Annotated in this window: 15 protein-coding genes and 1 tRNA gene; 3 read left to right on the top strand and 13 right to left on the bottom strand. The window is 38.2% G+C overall.

Annotated elements, in window-relative coordinates; genetic code table 11:
• Positions 1–101 precede the first annotated feature (101 nt).
• From IBX42_RS05125 to IBX42_RS05110, 4 genes are read right to left on the bottom strand one after another with little or no spacing between them, the layout of a single operon-like run.
• On the bottom strand, positions 102–887 hold the full coding sequence (locus tag IBX42_RS05125; RefSeq protein ID WP_294929804.1) for a 4-(cytidine 5'-diphospho)-2-C-methyl-D-erythritol kinase: 786 nt from the start codon (positions 885–887) through the stop codon (positions 102–104).
• Positions 888–898: 11 nt separating this feature from the next.
• Positions 899–1,129 (bottom strand): carbon storage regulator CsrA, encoded by a 231-nt coding sequence (gene csrA / locus IBX42_RS05120; RefSeq protein WP_294929801.1) that lies wholly within the window; start codon positions 1,127–1,129, stop codon positions 899–901.
• Entirely contained in the window at positions 1,123–1,944 is an 822-nt protein-coding gene (truB, locus tag IBX42_RS05115; protein WP_294929798.1) for a tRNA pseudouridine(55) synthase TruB, read from the bottom strand. Before truB ends, csrA begins: the two co-directional genes overlap by 7 nt.
• Positions 1,941–3,989 carry a UvrD-helicase domain-containing protein gene (locus tag IBX42_RS05110; protein WP_294929795.1) on the bottom strand — a complete coding sequence of 683 codons (2,049 nt, stop codon included), beginning with the start codon at positions 3,987–3,989 and terminating at the stop codon, positions 1,941–1,943. The genes truB and IBX42_RS05110 overlap by 4 nt, the downstream gene beginning before the upstream one ends.
• A gap of 128 nt (positions 3,990–4,117) precedes the next feature.
• On the opposite strand from IBX42_RS05110, the gene IBX42_RS05105 reads away from it, so the two are divergent.
• A complete protein-coding gene (locus IBX42_RS05105) occupies positions 4,118–5,020 on the top strand; it encodes a LysR family transcriptional regulator (protein WP_294929792.1) in 903 nt (300 codons plus the stop codon).
• Positions 5,021–5,033: 13 nt separating this feature from the next.
• Here the strand turns inward: IBX42_RS05105 and IBX42_RS05100 are convergent, their stop codons facing one another.
• Genes IBX42_RS05100 through cysK form a run of 3 tightly spaced genes read right to left on the bottom strand, consistent with a single transcriptional unit; the run spans position 5,034 to position 7,004 of the window.
• Complete coding sequence (locus IBX42_RS05100; protein WP_294929789.1) at positions 5,034–5,495, bottom strand: hypothetical protein; 462 nt, start codon at positions 5,493–5,495, stop codon at positions 5,034–5,036.
• A complete protein-coding gene (locus tag IBX42_RS05095) occupies positions 5,489–6,088 on the bottom strand; it encodes an aminotransferase class IV family protein (RefSeq protein ID WP_294929786.1) in 600 nt (199 codons plus the stop codon). The genes IBX42_RS05100 and IBX42_RS05095 overlap by 7 nt, the downstream gene beginning before the upstream one ends.
• The gene (gene cysK, locus IBX42_RS05090; RefSeq protein WP_294929783.1) at positions 6,081–7,004 is read right to left on the bottom strand and encodes a cysteine synthase A; all 924 of its coding nucleotides are present in this window, start codon (positions 7,002–7,004) and stop codon (positions 6,081–6,083) included. Before cysK ends, IBX42_RS05095 begins: the two co-directional genes overlap by 8 nt.
• Before the next feature lie 135 nt (positions 7,005–7,139).
• Between cysK and IBX42_RS05085 the strand changes: the two genes are divergently transcribed.
• Both IBX42_RS05085 and IBX42_RS05080 read left to right on the top strand, forming a co-directional pair.
• The gene (locus tag IBX42_RS05085; RefSeq protein WP_294929780.1) at positions 7,140–7,430 is read left to right on the top strand and encodes a cupin domain-containing protein; all 291 of its coding nucleotides are present in this window, start codon (positions 7,140–7,142) and stop codon (positions 7,428–7,430) included.
• On the top strand, positions 7,402–8,355 hold the full coding sequence (locus IBX42_RS05080; protein WP_294929777.1) for a phospholipase A: 954 nt from the start codon (positions 7,402–7,404) through the stop codon (positions 8,353–8,355). Before IBX42_RS05085 ends, IBX42_RS05080 begins: the two co-directional genes overlap by 29 nt.
• A gap of 32 nt (positions 8,356–8,387) precedes the next feature.
• Here IBX42_RS05080 and IBX42_RS05075 read toward each other — a convergent pair.
• The 6 genes from IBX42_RS05075 to IBX42_RS05050 all read right to left on the bottom strand — a co-directional run bounded on the left by IBX42_RS05075 (position 8,388) and on the right by IBX42_RS05050 (position 14,487).
• A tRNA-Leu gene (locus IBX42_RS05075) sits at positions 8,388–8,471 on the bottom strand.
• A 52-nt stretch (positions 8,472–8,523) separates the two neighbouring features.
• Positions 8,524–8,838, bottom strand: coding sequence for a F0F1 ATP synthase subunit C (locus IBX42_RS05070; protein WP_294929774.1), 315 nt, complete (start codon positions 8,836–8,838; stop codon positions 8,524–8,526).
• Between the two features lie 161 nt (positions 8,839–8,999).
• On the bottom strand, positions 9,000–11,165 hold the full coding sequence (locus IBX42_RS05065) for a polyribonucleotide nucleotidyltransferase (RefSeq protein ID WP_294929771.1): 2,166 nt from the start codon (positions 11,163–11,165) through the stop codon (positions 9,000–9,002).
• Complete coding sequence (locus IBX42_RS05060) at positions 11,155–11,817, bottom strand: phosphoribosyltransferase family protein (protein WP_294929766.1); 663 nt, start codon at positions 11,815–11,817, stop codon at positions 11,155–11,157. Before IBX42_RS05060 ends, IBX42_RS05065 begins: the two co-directional genes overlap by 11 nt.
• 2 nt (positions 11,818–11,819) lie before the next feature.
• Positions 11,820–14,045 (bottom strand): LPS-assembly protein LptD, encoded by a 2,226-nt coding sequence (locus IBX42_RS05055; RefSeq protein WP_294929764.1) that lies wholly within the window; start codon positions 14,043–14,045, stop codon positions 11,820–11,822.
• Entirely contained in the window at positions 14,038–14,487 is a 450-nt protein-coding gene (locus tag IBX42_RS05050; RefSeq protein WP_294929761.1) for an RDD family protein, read from the bottom strand. Before IBX42_RS05050 ends, IBX42_RS05055 begins: the two co-directional genes overlap by 8 nt.

Below are 14,487 nucleotides of genomic sequence, written 5' to 3'. Positions count from 1 at the left end.
AATTAGAGGTATTTACGAACTTTTTTACAAAAGTGCGTAAGGTCAGTTATCAATAATTTTAATACATTTAAATTTTTTATCTCATTCCAGCTTAGTGCCCTTTAAGTATCTTTTACTCTAAAAAAACTGCTGCCGCTTCCGCTGAAGTAGCATCCGTGTCTGTAGTGGTTTTTTAGCTCTTTGTATGCTTGAAGTGCGGGTTTAAATAGGTCGTTTGCCTCATCTGCGCTCATCTGTTTTAGTATATCCAATGATGGGGTTTTTTTCAGGCGCTCAACTTCAAATCCGTCTATGGGATTGTAAAACTGCTCTCTATATAGCATGTAGACCTTTGGCGTGCTTATCTCAATGCGAGGTGTAAATATCTCAAGGTTTAACAACTTCTCTTTAAACTCTTCGACAACCTCGCCTATTCCACTTACGTTTGCGCTGTCATAGCCGTAGATAAAAAACGGAACATCGGCACCTACTTTTATGCCGATGGCTGAGAGCTCATTTAAAGAGAGACCTAGATGAAGAACCTCGTTGCACATCTTTAAATATGTCGCCGCGTCGCTGCTTCCGCCGCCAAGTCCGGCAAATGCTGGGATTTTCTTCTCAACCTTTACTCCGTACTTGTTCATCAGGTTTTTTAGAGATGCGGCGGACTCTTCATCCAAGGCTTCAAGAAGAGCCATGTATGCTTTATATATCGTATTTTGCTCCACACTGCATGAAAATTCGCCTACTATTTCAAACTCTCCGCTCTTTTGTTTGGGGGCAAATGAGAGTTCATCATAAAGAGAATTAACCCTCATAAATCTTGAGATAATCTCATGGTAATTTCCGCGTTTGCCGATAATTTTTAACAATATATTTACCTTTGCGTAAGCCTTATAAAGCTTCATTGGGCTCTCTCTTATTTTTTAAGTATGGCACTAAGCATGGTTAAATCGTCTAGCTTCGTCTCTTTTGAAGAGGCTATGTTGGCATCTTTGACATCATCAAGAAGCTCTTGTCTGACTATGGAGATATTTTTAGGAGCATCGATGCCTATCTTTACGACACCTTTATCTATGGAGATGATTTTAAGTACAATATCGTCTCCGATAACAATCGCCTCATCTGTTTTTCTGGATAGTACTAGCATTCAATCCTACCTAATTCATAATTTACTTCTGCATTCGCTACGTTTATAACAGAAATGAAACTGCCGCCATCAAGCCAATAGTACCCATCTTCTTTTATCTCTAAATCATCTAAAGCAAGAACTCTTCCATATCTTAGATTATTTTTATCTCCATGATAGAAATTCTCAGGAATATTAAGAGACTTTTTAATATCAAGCAGCTCTTCGTCATCATATCTAAACTGCCCCTCACTAAGCCGCTCCAAAGCGCTAAGGCTTCCAAACTCTACGCCGAGCCTCTTTGCTATAATAAGACCCAGTGAGCGGATGTAAGTCCCCTCCGATACGGTTGCTTCAAATGTAACAAACGGATGACAGTAGCTTATGAGTTTTGTTTTATAAATTGTAGAACAAATTTTATTGAGCGTAAACTCTTTTGCAGCCCTTGCCAAATCATACGCTCGTTGTCCATCTATGCGTTTGGCGCTAAATATCGGAGGTTCATACTCAAGCTTGCCCTCCAAAGATGCAATGACATCTGAGACTTGAGCCTCTTCAAACTCTTTTAAAATCTCCACATGCTCAATCAGTTCCGTATCCAAAGAGTCTGATTTTGCACCGAGCCAAAGAGTAGCGCGATAAACTTTTGGAGTTTTATTTAAAAAACGAAAAAGTTTTGTATACGATCCCATCCCTATAAGAAGCACACCCTTCGCAAACGGGTCAAGAGTTCCCGAAAAGCCTGCTTTTTTCGTTTTATACCTTCTTTTCAAGCTTGTTAAAAAGAAATTTGAACTCGCTCCCGTTGGCTTATATGCGACAAAGAGCCTGTTCATAGTCTTTCAACAAATGATGCCAAAATATCTCTTGAAGTACCGGCAAAATTGATGTTTAGCTTAAACTCTCTTCCTGCTTTGCTGATGCCGACTACTCTGCCCGTGCCGAAGATTTTGTGGCGTACCAAGTCGCCCTTTTTAAAAACCGTGTTTTTTTCAACAATAAGTGAGCCTTCACAAAGTCCGGCTTCATTAAAAAATCTGCTCTTTTGCAAATCGCTTCTTCTTCCTTTGTAAAACCTGCTCTCTACATGAGAGAGGGTCAATGTCTCTTTTGCTCTTGTAAAAGAGACGTATCCAAGCCTTCTCTCCTCTTCAAGGTCGCTGCCATCACCCACGAGCGGCAAAAATCCCTCTTCCAATCCGATGATAAAAATATGGTCAAACTCCAAGCCTTTTGAGGCGTGGATACTCATCATGTAGATGCTCTCACCCTCGACCTGGTCTTGTTCGCTCTGAAGTGTGAGTTCATTTAAAAACTCATCAAGTGAAGAGTCCGGTGAGTTCTTCACAAAATCTCTAAAGAGACCGTAAAACTCATCCATATTTAAAACTCTCTCCGTTTCATCAGGCATACCCTTATATATATCTTTGAGATGGAAAGTATCTTCCAAAACATCTATAAAGTCATACGTCGATTCCGTTACCGACTTGGCTACTGATTGAATATCTTTTACAAACTTTTTAAGTGTTTTTGCATTCTTCTGTCTTACAAGCTGCTCAAGTTCGGCAGATGGAACTTTTTTAATATACTCAAAGATAGAGCTGCCCTTCGCATGCGCTGCCAACTCTATCTTATCTACGCTTGCCTTGCCTAAACCTCTTTTTGGTTTATTTACTATGCGTTTAAAAGAAAAGTCGTCATGAAAATTAGTTATCACTCTTATGTAGCTTATAAGATCTTTAATCTCCGCTCTGTCGTAAAATCTAAGACCACCGACAAGTTTGTAAGCAATGCCTGCGCGGTTCAGCCCCTCCTCGATAGAGCGGCTTAAAACATTTACGCGATAAAGTACGGCTATGTTTTCGGCCTTTACTCCGGAGTCTAAAAGTTTTGTGATTTTTGAGGCAATTTTTCTTGCCTCTTCATTCTCATCATTTGAGTTTAAAACCGTTACATCCTCGCCGCCGCCTCTTGTGGGAATAAGCTTTTTTCCAAGTCTTGAACGATTGTGCTCTATAAGCGCATTTGCAACTTTGAGTATCGGTTCGCGTGAACGGTAGTTCTCCTCAAGTTTAAAGATTGCAGTACCCTCGAAATCCTGATCAAACTCAATGATATTTCTTATATGCGCACCTCTCCAGCCATAAATACTCTGATCGTCATCACCTACAACACATAGATTGTTGTGTGCGCTGCAGAGTTTTTGCAAGAGTTTAAGCTGCAGCTCGTTTGTATCTTGATACTCATCTACCATGATGTAACGGTACTTCTGTGACGTTGCCTGGGCTAGCTCTTTGTCTTGATCAAGAAGTTTGTATGTCAAAGCTATCAAATCATCAAAATCGACTAAATTATTTTCCAAAAGATATGTTTCGTACTCTTCGTAAACTTTTGCGATTTGCTGATAGTTGAAGAGTTCTGATTGCTTGTATGCGTCATCAGGGCTCAGGAGAGAGCTTTTGTATCTTGATATTTCGCTCGCTATTAGAGGCGTTGAAATCTCGCTGTTTATCTTTTTTATGATTCTTTTTTTATCATCTGTATCAATGACGACAAAATTGTTCTCTCTGTTTAAAAGATGGATATGAAACTTTAAAAACAGTAGCCCAAATTTATGAAAGGTACAAAGCAGAGGAGGATAAGCGGGGTTATCCATCATGACCGATGCACGCTCTCTCATCTCTTTGGCTGCTTTATTTGTAAATGTCAACGTAAGCGTGTTTGAAGCGGGAATGCCGACTCCCTCTATAAGATATGCTAAACGAGAGATTATGGTTGTAGTCTTACCGCTTCCTGCACCGGCTAGGATCAACACGGGTCCCTCTGTTTTTTTCACGGCACCGACTTGCGACTCATTTAATTTACTAAATATTTTTTCCATACCCCTGCCACTATTCATATTTGCTTAAATTATTATAGCCAAAAAGTTATAAATTATTACAAAACTATTGCATTAATTATAATAATGAGTTATACTTTTGCTTATTATCTAAACTTATAGGAATTATTATGTTAAAAGATTTTGCAAAACTACAAACCTTTTTGATGGTCATAAAAGAAAAGAGTTTTTCAAAAGCATCTGCAAAACTGGGTATTTCACAACCTGCCGTTACACAACAGATTAAATTTATTGAGGATTATCTTGATACAAAGATAGTCGAGAGAAAGAAGAACGGTATTCTTCTTACTAAAGAGGGTGAAGATCTTTATAGAATAGCATCTAGACTTGAAAAAGCTATCGTCTCCGGCGAAAAAGAGCTACTCAAGATTATCAATAAAGACTTCACTTTTATAATCGGCTCATCAAATGCCATCGGAAACTATATTCTGCCAAATTATCTCAGCGAGATAAAAAAGAGAATAAACAACAACGTATATATGAATGTCGGTCTATCATGTGAAATGATAGACCAACTTCAAGACAAAAAGATTGATATCGCTCTTATAGAGTCTCCTGAATTTAGAGACGGTATTATCTATAGAGAGTGGGTGTTAGACGAGCTTGTCGTTTTTTCAAACCAACCTCTAAAAAAACATTTGAGCGCAGATGACCTGCTTGGATTTGACTGGATATGCAGAGATGAAGCCTCCCATACAAGAAAATTGACAAGCGAAGTTTTTGATGAAATGAATGTTCAGTGTAGCAACTTTACGGTTCTAGGTGTTTTAGGAAGCCCTACGGCGATAAAAGAGTCGATTCTTCATGCCGACCCGACCACAGAGAGACCTGTAGTTTCGGTTATGTCAAAGCATGTTATAGCAAATGAAGTTGCCGAAGGAAAGCTTTTTGAAGCAAGACTTAAAAATTATAAAATAGAGAGAAGCTTCTATATTGCATACTCAAAAGAGAGAAAGCATGATGCATTTGTCGACAATGTCGTAAACTATCTTCTATCTTTGAATAAAGTATAAGCTCAAAAGAGGCTTACTTTTTTAAAAACTTTGAGTTTTCAGGGTTTGATAAAAAAGATGCCATTGAGTTCTCAACCCCGCCATCATCCGCTTTTTTGATATGCTTTATACTCTCATTCTTATAGTTTGAGAGATTTATCAATAGCGGTGTCTCATCTACAATTATCTGCTTAATACTCCAAAGAGGCACACTCACTATACTACCGAAATTGTCTGCTCCAAAACCTGCTTCAAAAACCAATTTATCATCCTCTATACTCGCAGTATCAAAAGTGTATCCGGCAAGAAAAAACAGTGTCATCGGTCTAAACTCGGCACTTATCTCTTTTGGCAGAGCGGGTTCAAAAGTTACATGTTCGATTTTACACAAGATACCGAAATTTTGGTCTTTTTCAAAAAGAAGAATAATTAAATTTTCTATATTTTTTTGCATTATTTTTACAAAATCTCTATCTTCTATTAAGTTCTCTAGCAAAAAAACTCCTCTATATTTTTTGTAATTATATCAAAATCTATCATAGCATTCATAAGCGCAACTTTTGAGAATTTTTTCAAATCATCTACATAAACATCAGACTCAAATATTTTTTTCTCCATCAAAAGCCGTTCCCTTGTCGTACCCTTTAACAGCGGCTGCGCTGGAGTTACCCATCTCCCTGAATCATAAAAAGCAATATTTGCTATCGTAGTATCTGTTATAAGAGAATTTTTCACTATTAATATATCATCACATTTATCTCTCTGCCCATAAAGTATATCCAGCTCATCTCTACATGCAGACTTTAAAGAGTACTCTATATTGTCATCATATACAAGTTTTAAGGAGCTTATCTCTCTTTTTTTATACTCATAATATGCGACATCTATAGTATGCGCCTCTTGAGATATATTGTAGAGCAAACGACATCTGTAAGTTCCTCTTTTTGGAGGATTTATATGCTCAAGTAGGTTTTTAGGATTTTTAATATTAAATTTTTTTAAAACGCTCTCATATCTTTTTTGGTGATAGAGGAGATTAAAAACCTCTCCCTCAACTGCTCTTATAGTTTCTAAAAAAAGTCTACTCATCAAAAAGTTCTGTACTTAGATACCTCTCGCCTGTATCACAAAGAATAGTCAAAAGAGTTTTGCCCTTAAACTCAGCTCTTTGGGCAACTTGCATCGTTGCAAATACATTTGCTCCTGCTGATATACCCACAAGCAGTCCCTCCTCTCTTGAGAGCATTTTTGCCGTATTTATAGCATCTTCATTGCTCACTTTTATCACTTCATTATATACGCTCACATCTAAAGTGTCTGGAATAAATCCTGCACCGATGCCCTGAATCGCATGTGGACCAGCCTTCTCTCCTGAGAGTACGGCAGAGCTTGAGGGTTCAACTGCAAAAATCATAATATTTGCTATCTCTTTTTTTAAAACTCTCGATACGCCGCTAAGCGTTCCTCCCGTTCCTACAGCGGCCACAAAGGCGTCTATTTTTTTATCCGTATCGCGAAGTATCTCCAGCGCTGTTGTGAGCTCATGAATTTCAGGATTAGCAGGATTTTTAAACTGCTGCAGAACTATTGAGTTTGGAATCTCTTTTTGAAGCTCATCCGCTTTTGTAATTGCGCCGCTCATTCCTAAAGGTGCGGGAGTCAGAACAAGCTCGGCTCCAAGTGCTTTTAGCAGCTTTCTTCTCTCTAAGCTCATTGATTCAGGCATAGTCAAAATAAGTTTTAAATTGAGCGCTGCACAATTTGCCGCAAGCGCAATTCCCGTATTGCCGCTTGTAGGCTCTATTATAGTAGTTCCCTCGATTATCTCCCCTGCCTCTATTGCGCGCCTAATCATGTTAAAACCTATTCTATCTTTTACAGAGCTTGTAGGATTCATAAACTCACACTTTGCAATTATATTAGCACCTGTGAGCACCGAGGCTTTATTTAATCTAACCAAAGGGGTATTTCCTATCAGTTCCGTTATATTATTTGCAATTTTCATAAACACTCTCCAAGTAAATCAAACACAGTTTATGATATGCTACCAAAAATATTATTATAGGAAGCTATAGTGTACCTACACAAAGAAATTAATTCCATTGAGGCAACTCCTCAAAAGGCCGGTAAAGGAGTCTCAATGAAGATGCTTTTATCTCAAGATGAGTCTCCAAACTTTGCAATGCGCAACTTCATAATAGAAGCAGGCGGGCATATGCCCCCTCATACGAACATAGTTGAACATGAGCAGTATGTTCTCTCGGGACGCGCGCTTGTCCAGATTGGAGATGAAACTTTTGAAGCTAATGCCGGCGATATTCTGTTAATTCCAGCGGGTCTTTCTCACAGCTATAAAACTCTTGGAAGTGAAGCATATAGTTTTTTATGTTTGGTGCCAAATAGTGAAGACTCCGTTGTTCTTATTAAATAAAACACTCTTTATTGCTTTGCTTTTTATAGCAGGCTCTTATCTTGTTGCTCATGAGACGAGTAGTAATAAAGAGATTGAAGCTACTGAAACCAGCGAGGATGAAGCAAAAAAACTTTTTCTTTTTCAACATCTTGATATGCCAAAAGATTCAGATGCAAGAGATGCAATGATAGCAAAAATTTTTAGTAACTTCGGCTTGCTTCCATATGAAAAAAATTATTTTCTTCCTTTTGCATATACAACAAAAGATTATGAGCAAAAAGATCCTGCCCTCTACCCAAACTATTACCAATTTGACAAAAATATTGAAGCAGAGTTTCAAATAAGTTTAAAAAAAGATTTAAGCTACAATCTATTTGGTTTTAATGAAATAATAAGTTTGGGATACACGCAAGAAGTGTGGTGGCAGCTCTACTCCGATTCTGCTCCGTTTCGTGAAACAAACTATAGACCTGAAGTATGGCTTACCTTGCCTATTGAAGATAAAGAGTTCTCTGAATTTGGATTGAAAGCTATTAAGTTTGGTTTTTTACATGAGTCAAACGGAATGGGGTCACCACTCTCCAGATCCTGGAACAGAATCTATTTGGAGTCTATTTTTTATAGCCGAAATCTTATGACAAGCCTTAGGGCATGGGTAGCAGATGCAGGAGATGACAACAAAGATATAACCTCTTATCTGGGGTATGGACATTTAAAGTTAAACTATTTTTTCAAAAAGCATCAGTTTGACTTAACATGGCGCAACAATCTTCATTTTACCGGCGAAAATCGAGGCTCAATTGAAGTAGACTGGTCGCACCCTACCGGAAACTCAAAAAATAACTTCTGGTACCTAAAAATATTTAACGGTTACGGAGCAAGTTTAGTGGATTACAATCAGCACCAAAGCAGAGTTGGATTCGGATTTTTATTTTCTAGATAGCTTTTATGCAGTGCAGAGATTTTTTATAGAGATGGTGCGACTAGAGAGATTTGAACTCTCACACCTTTCGGCACAAGCCCCTCAAGCCTGCGTGTCTACCGTTCCACCATAGTCGCATAAAAAAAGAGTATTGTCGGCAGAAGCCGACAAGAGGGACACTTGGGTTGATTAACCTAAGTAAGGGTTTGCGTAAAGTGCGATTAATGCAATTACAAGCGCGTAGATAACCTGAGCTTCAATCATCGCAAGAGCGATAAACATCGTAGTCATAAGTTTAGCACCTAAACCTGGGTTACGAGCTGTACCGGCGATTGTAGCAGCAGCAGTATGACCCATGCCGATAGCTCCACCAAGAGCAGCAAGACCAAGACCAAGACCTGCAGCGATCATTGAGTACGCTTTAAGTGTTTGGTTTGCAACATCACCATCAGCAGCTAGTGCAGCAGTAGCGAATGCTACCATTAAGAAAAGAATTTTTTTCATAGTTTCTCCATTAAAATTATTACAAATCTTTTCGGCTAGCGTAACCATATCCACAAAAGATATAGCAACCCATACATAAATGCAAGGATTTCCCTACTTAAATTTGATGGCGAAGTATACATAAAAAGTGCTAAAAATTACTTTAATGTATGCAATTTTATCTACGCGCGTCCTAGAGAAATTTTATTGCCCTTGAATTCCAAGATTTCAACATCTATCTCATCGCCTTCACTGACTACGTCACTGACCTTATCTACTCTTTGATCTGATATTTTAGAGATATGGATAAGTCCGTCTGTTCCATCCGGCAACTCTATAAACGCACCGAAATCAACTATTTTTTTAACGATTCCCTTGTATGTATCGCCTACTTTGTACTCTATCTTTGGGACTTTAGGAGCATTGACAATTCCCTCGATATGTTCTCTGGCAGCCTGCACTCCGTTTTTGCTCTTGCCTGTTACTTTAACTTTTCCCTCTTTTTTATCTATGTCGATTGCTACTTCAAACTTCTCAATTATCTCACGGATTGTTTTACCGGCTTGACCGATAATCTCGCCGATAAAACTTGGATGAATGTGAAAAAAGTCCGTACTTGGCAATACACCCTCATTGAACTCAATTTTTTTCTCAGCTTCTTGCATAATATCTATAATATGCGCTCTTCCCTCTTTTGCTTGGTAGAGTGCCTCTTTTAGTATATTTAAACTAACCCCGCCTAGTTTAATATCCATCTGCATGGCAGTGATGCCCTCTTTTGAGCCTGTTACCTTAAAGTCCATATCGCCGTCATGGTCTTCAAGCCCCATGATGTCAGAGAGAATTGCATACTTCTCGCCTTCGCTAACCATTCCCATAGCAATCCCCGCAATGGTGTCGCTCGTCTCGATATCTGCCGCCTTAAGCGCCATATAACCGCCGCAAACAGTTGCCATCGATGATGAACCGTTTGACTCTAGTATCTCTGAGACCAGACGAACTGTCTGTCCATTAAAGTCTGTAACTGGCTCTAAGGCTCTTTTAGCCAAATTTCCGTGTCCCAACTCTCTTCTTTTTGTGCCCATAACAGGAGAAGCTTCACCGACGCTGAATCCCGGGAAATTATAGTGAACCATAAAGTTCTCGTTTTGAATGCCGTCATCCGTCAATGTTTCAAACATCTGCGCATCTTTTGGTCCGCCCATCGTAAGAACGACTAGAGCCTGTGTCTGTCCGCGTGTAAAGAGGCATGAAGAGTGTGCGCGCGGAAGAACGTTTGTGCTTATGGATATCGGTCTTATCTCATTTAAAGCTCTGCCGTCAGCACGGATTTTCTCATTTAAAATCTGTGATCTTACCTGCTCTTTTTTTACATTTTCGATAGCATCTTTAAGTTCTACTTCATCCCAATGCTCTTGAATGAGCATAATTTTTTTTCTGAGTGCTCTTAGAGCGGTTGAGCGCTCTGATTTTGCCATCTGATTCATAGCGGCTTTTATATCTAAAAAGTGATGCTCTTTTACATAATTAACCATCTCATCATTTATCACATGTGCTTTATACTCTATAGCTTGTGTCTCTTTTTTAAACTCTTTAAAAGAGTCTTCATACTTAGCATTACTCTCAAAAAGCAGTTGTTGTGTCTTTTGTAAAATATCTACAAGCTCATCTTCCGCCAACGCATTTGAAACGTGTGTCATGATAACAGGCGCACTCATCGTAGGATCTAGCAACGGGTCCATAACTAAAGTGGTGTCTACCTTTTGCGAACCGATACTTCTCATCTCTATCATCAAAAGTTCATCTTTTGTTCCCGATAGATAAAGATCTAGCGTCGAGTTCTTTAGCTGCGAGAGAGTAGGATTTAAAACCAGCTCACCATCTATTTTTGCAGCTCTTACGGCAGAGACCGATTTGTTAATATCAATATCGCTTACATACAGAGCTGCAGATGCCGCATTGAGTGCCAGAATCTGTAGATCAGCCTCGGCGTCAACGCTAAATGTCATGATAGTTATCTGTGTCGGATGACCAAATCCTTTAGGAAAAAGCGGGCGAAGAGAGCGGTCAACTATACGCGAAGTAAGGGTTTCAAAATCACTCGGTTTTGTTTCACGTTTAAAAAATCCGCCTGGAATTTTACCCGCAGCGTATGTTTTTTCAATATACTGCACGGTCAGTGGGAGAAAATCATCTTTTACTATCTCTGTCTCATCTATTACGATTGTTGCCAAAATAACGGTATCGCCGCTCTTTATCCAAGCTGCTCCATTAGCCTGTTTTGCAACTTCACCAAACGAATACTCTTCACTTCTATTTTCTAAATCAATATTTATATCATACTTCACTTTTTTCTCCTAATATTTTTTCTATCATATCTTCATCTATCTTATTTAACTCTTCGTAATATAGAGATGTTTCCACATAATCATCTATATTGTAGAGAAAAAATATTTTGTCCGTAAACTGCTCTAAAAACTCTAAAACATCGCTGGGTATAACAGCAACTGCAATATATACAGCCTTTGGTTTCATGGCTAAAATCATCTTCAGAGCAGTTAGAAACTTCATTCCGGTTTCACTTCCCTCATCAACGAGCAAAACTATCTGGTTGCTCATTGACGCAAACGGTCTTCCCTTTCTGTATTGATATATGTAACCAAGAATCTTCTCTTCATGTTTTCTATGCGCTTCACCGTAAACGTAGTCATACTTTATTCCAAAGGAAGCTACTAAATTCTCGTTTATTACAATCTCTTCACTCTCGCAGACTCTAGCTATCTCGCACTCGCTGTTATTGGGAGCCATGATTGCCTCTGAGAATAGAAAATCTATGCTGTTTTTAAATTTTCCCCTTAAATGATATGCTAGCTCCAAGCCGCCTCTTGAGACTGCCACTATCTTCCAGTTTTCATCTTTTAGCTTCTGCATAGGCACAATCTCTTGAAGTCTTTTTGCCGCGTCTTCTCTATCTTTAAGTATATGTTTGTACTTTTTCATAATTAATTTGTCTCCGATTTATCAGGAAGTCTAAACATAAAACCAGACAGGCTTCCATCACTCTTCATGATAGGTTTCAATCTTATAGTAACATATATATATCTGTCATATACATGTGAAGCCGGATCTTCTCCTGGATTAACTACTTGACTAAGTATAGGTCTGTTATTCTCAAGATAGGTAAGTCCGAAATCCCAGCACCTTTTTTGGTATAAGAAACCTACTTCAAAACTCTTTTTCTCGCTTCTCTCTAAGTCGTAATCGAGTCTAAAGCTATAAGAGTAGTGCTTGTCATATTTATACGCTAAAGATGAAGTCATGTAGCTTGTTTTCGGGGAATAAGTAGTAGTTTGAGGCAGAAAACTATCTTGATACATATGAGACAACCCTATATTTAAGCTATCTCCATTATAGGATATTTTATTGAAATTTTTAGAAAAAGCACTCTCGTCGTAGTTATAAAACATATTGTTGTAAAAATTTACATTATCAGTAATCTGTAAATCTAGCTCATTTTCCAGCTCTCCTGCACCGCCGCCGACATCCTCGTATGAGATATTTTGCGAGAGCCTATGATAAAACACCTGCTTGCCTAAAGAGTCATAAAGGTAGTGAGAAAAATAGAGTTGTAGATTTTCCTCAATGTCGGAGATATTATAAAAATCACGAAAAGGGTAGCTTGAACTACAAAGAGGATTTAATTTGTTTGTGGATATAGAACAAAAATCTGCATAATCTTTATAATCCTCATAGTAACCGCTCTCTGTTTTTGACCCCTCTCTCTGATATTTGGCACCAAAATCTACAACATGAGTACTCTTTTCATATGCTTTGGTTAGTTGGGTCGATGCAGAAACAACATGATAGTTTCTTGCAAATATTCCATTCTTATATTCATACACAGACGGGTTAGCAGAGTCTTCATCCCCGGCAAAAAGCGTGTGCTGTGCATATAAATTGGCTTCATAAGAGAGGTTTAAAAGTTCGTCAAATGCACTGGTCTGAAGCGTTAAAGGTATATTTATGTCTGTCTGGGTAGCACTTTTGCCCAGACTTCTATAGTAGTTGTTGCTCACTATGTCAAAACTGTATATAAAGTGATCATCAAGCAGAGTATCTAAATAGTTGTGGTAATGGATTGCCGGTAGATTTTGCAGAGTCGTCTCATTGCTTGCTAGATTCAAATCTTTATAATGTTTAAAATATGTTGCAATATAATCATCATCGGTGTTGTAAAAAAGATTTATCCTTGAGAGAAGCTGTGTTGTAGTTACATTTTGTGTTGTATCGTTTGTTGAAAGATTGATGTACTCAACATCATTCATGTTGAGTACATCCACATATAAACCTGATTGACCTTTAAAACTTGTGCCGAACCACTCATTTATCACATCAGAGTTTTCATAAAGAAAATTAAATCCGTAATGTTTTTGATTTGCAAGTTTATTTTCTAAAAAGTAATCTTCCTTCTCTTTAAAATAACCTGCAGTTAAAGAGCCTTTAGAGACCTTACTATCAACAAATCGAAATGTAGTATAAAGTCCTGAACCGCGATTTGTTCTTATTTGAGGCTTTAGCTCCAAATCCCACCAGTTACTCTCTGCAATATATAACGCCTGCTCATAGTAAAATCCCTCTTTGTCGGAAAAGCCAACCATGGGAGGCAAAAGTCCTGTTCTTCTTGTTGTATCAAGAGAGTATCCAAAATAGGGTGTATAAAAAACAGGGATATCGTATATATATATTCTTGCATTGTAAAGATTTAGCCACATTGTGTCGGAGTTGTAGTCCGATGATGTAAACTCCATCTTCCAGAGCGGATTGTTGGGATCACATCCGCTCATAACTCCCGTATCTATCTCTACTTCTGTATCTTTTGCGTAAGAGCCATCACCGCTAATCCAAACATCTGATGTTCGCTCAAGCATATAAAATGGTTTAAATGTTCTCTCTTTTTCAGCAATATTAAGTTTCGCATACTCTCCAAGAAGTTTAATATTCTCTCCCTGATTTGCTCTAATATTTCCAAATAACTCCAGCTCTCCACTGTTTCTATCATATAGCGCTTTTTTTGCACTTAAGTAGTAGTCTTTATAGATTACCACAACCTCGCCATCGGCCGTTACAATATTATCTTTGGTGACCATACTTGTTGCATAGACTTCGACTTTATCATTAGCTACTGCGCAAGCAAGAAGTATTGATAAAAGAAGTAGTAACTTAAGCATTTATAACCAATGTTTTAGCGCTTTTGTCATGCCATGTTTGCCTCATGGGATCCATTACTCCCCATACAAATCCGAGATAAAACATCATCTCGCTTATGACTCTCACAACTGCACGATTTAGCGCTACGACTACGTTAGGCTTTTGCATAGTCCCAATCTCTATCACTCTTATCTTCATAACAATTTTGCCTAAAGTTGCGCCGTACTGCATCACAAAAAAAGCTTGATAGACCACTTTTACAGCCATGTACTCCAAAACAAACGCATTTGTAAGGATAATCATCTCTTCAACTGTTTTAGCATCAAAAAAAGAGTCTCCGAGTGCAATAATAAGCAAAAGAGAAAGCAGCATCTCATCTATAAAAAATGCCATGCCTCTCTTTTTTATAGGAGCCAATGTCATTCCCTCTTGATAAAGTCTTTTGTTAATCTCTTCGTTCAC

It is taken from the genome of Sulfurimonas sp. (assembly GCF_014859695.1).
Classification (GTDB): domain Bacteria; phylum Campylobacterota; class Campylobacteria; order Campylobacterales; family Sulfurimonadaceae; genus Sulfurimonas.
This window is presented reverse-complemented; position numbering and strand designations above follow the sequence as displayed.

What these genes read in the sequence shown, in the direction of transcription:
- IBX42_RS05125 (WP_294929804.1), bottom strand. Translation starts at nt 887, where the DNA reads ATGAAGCTTTATAAGGCTTACGCAAAGGTAAATATATTGTTAAAAATT.
- csrA (WP_294929801.1), bottom strand. Translation starts at nt 1,129, where the DNA reads ATGCTAGTACTATCCAGAAAAACAGATGAGGCGATTGTTATCGGAGAC.
- truB (WP_294929798.1), bottom strand. Translation starts at nt 1,944, where the DNA reads ATGAACAGGCTCTTTGTCGCATATAAGCCAACGGGAGCGAGTTCAAAT.
- IBX42_RS05110 (WP_294929795.1), bottom strand. Translation starts at nt 3,989, where the DNA reads ATGGAAAAAATATTTAGTAAATTAAATGAGTCGCAAGTCGGTGCCGTG.
- IBX42_RS05105 (WP_294929792.1), top strand. Translation starts at nt 4,118, where the DNA reads ATGTTAAAAGATTTTGCAAAACTACAAACCTTTTTGATGGTCATAAAA.
- IBX42_RS05095 (WP_294929786.1), bottom strand. Translation starts at nt 6,088, where the DNA reads ATGAGTAGACTTTTTTTAGAAACTATAAGAGCAGTTGAGGGAGAGGTT.
- cysK (WP_294929783.1), bottom strand. Translation starts at nt 7,004, where the DNA reads ATGAAAATTGCAAATAATATAACGGAACTGATAGGAAATACCCCTTTG.
- IBX42_RS05085 (WP_294929780.1), top strand. Translation starts at nt 7,140, where the DNA reads ATGAAGATGCTTTTATCTCAAGATGAGTCTCCAAACTTTGCAATGCGC.
- IBX42_RS05070 (WP_294929774.1), bottom strand. Translation starts at nt 8,838, where the DNA reads ATGAAAAAAATTCTTTTCTTAATGGTAGCATTCGCTACTGCTGCACTA.
- IBX42_RS05060 (WP_294929766.1), bottom strand. Translation starts at nt 11,817, where the DNA reads ATGAAAAAGTACAAACATATACTTAAAGATAGAGAAGACGCGGCAAAA.
- IBX42_RS05055 (WP_294929764.1), bottom strand. Translation starts at nt 14,045, where the DNA reads ATGCTTAAGTTACTACTTCTTTTATCAATACTTCTTGCTTGCGCAGTA.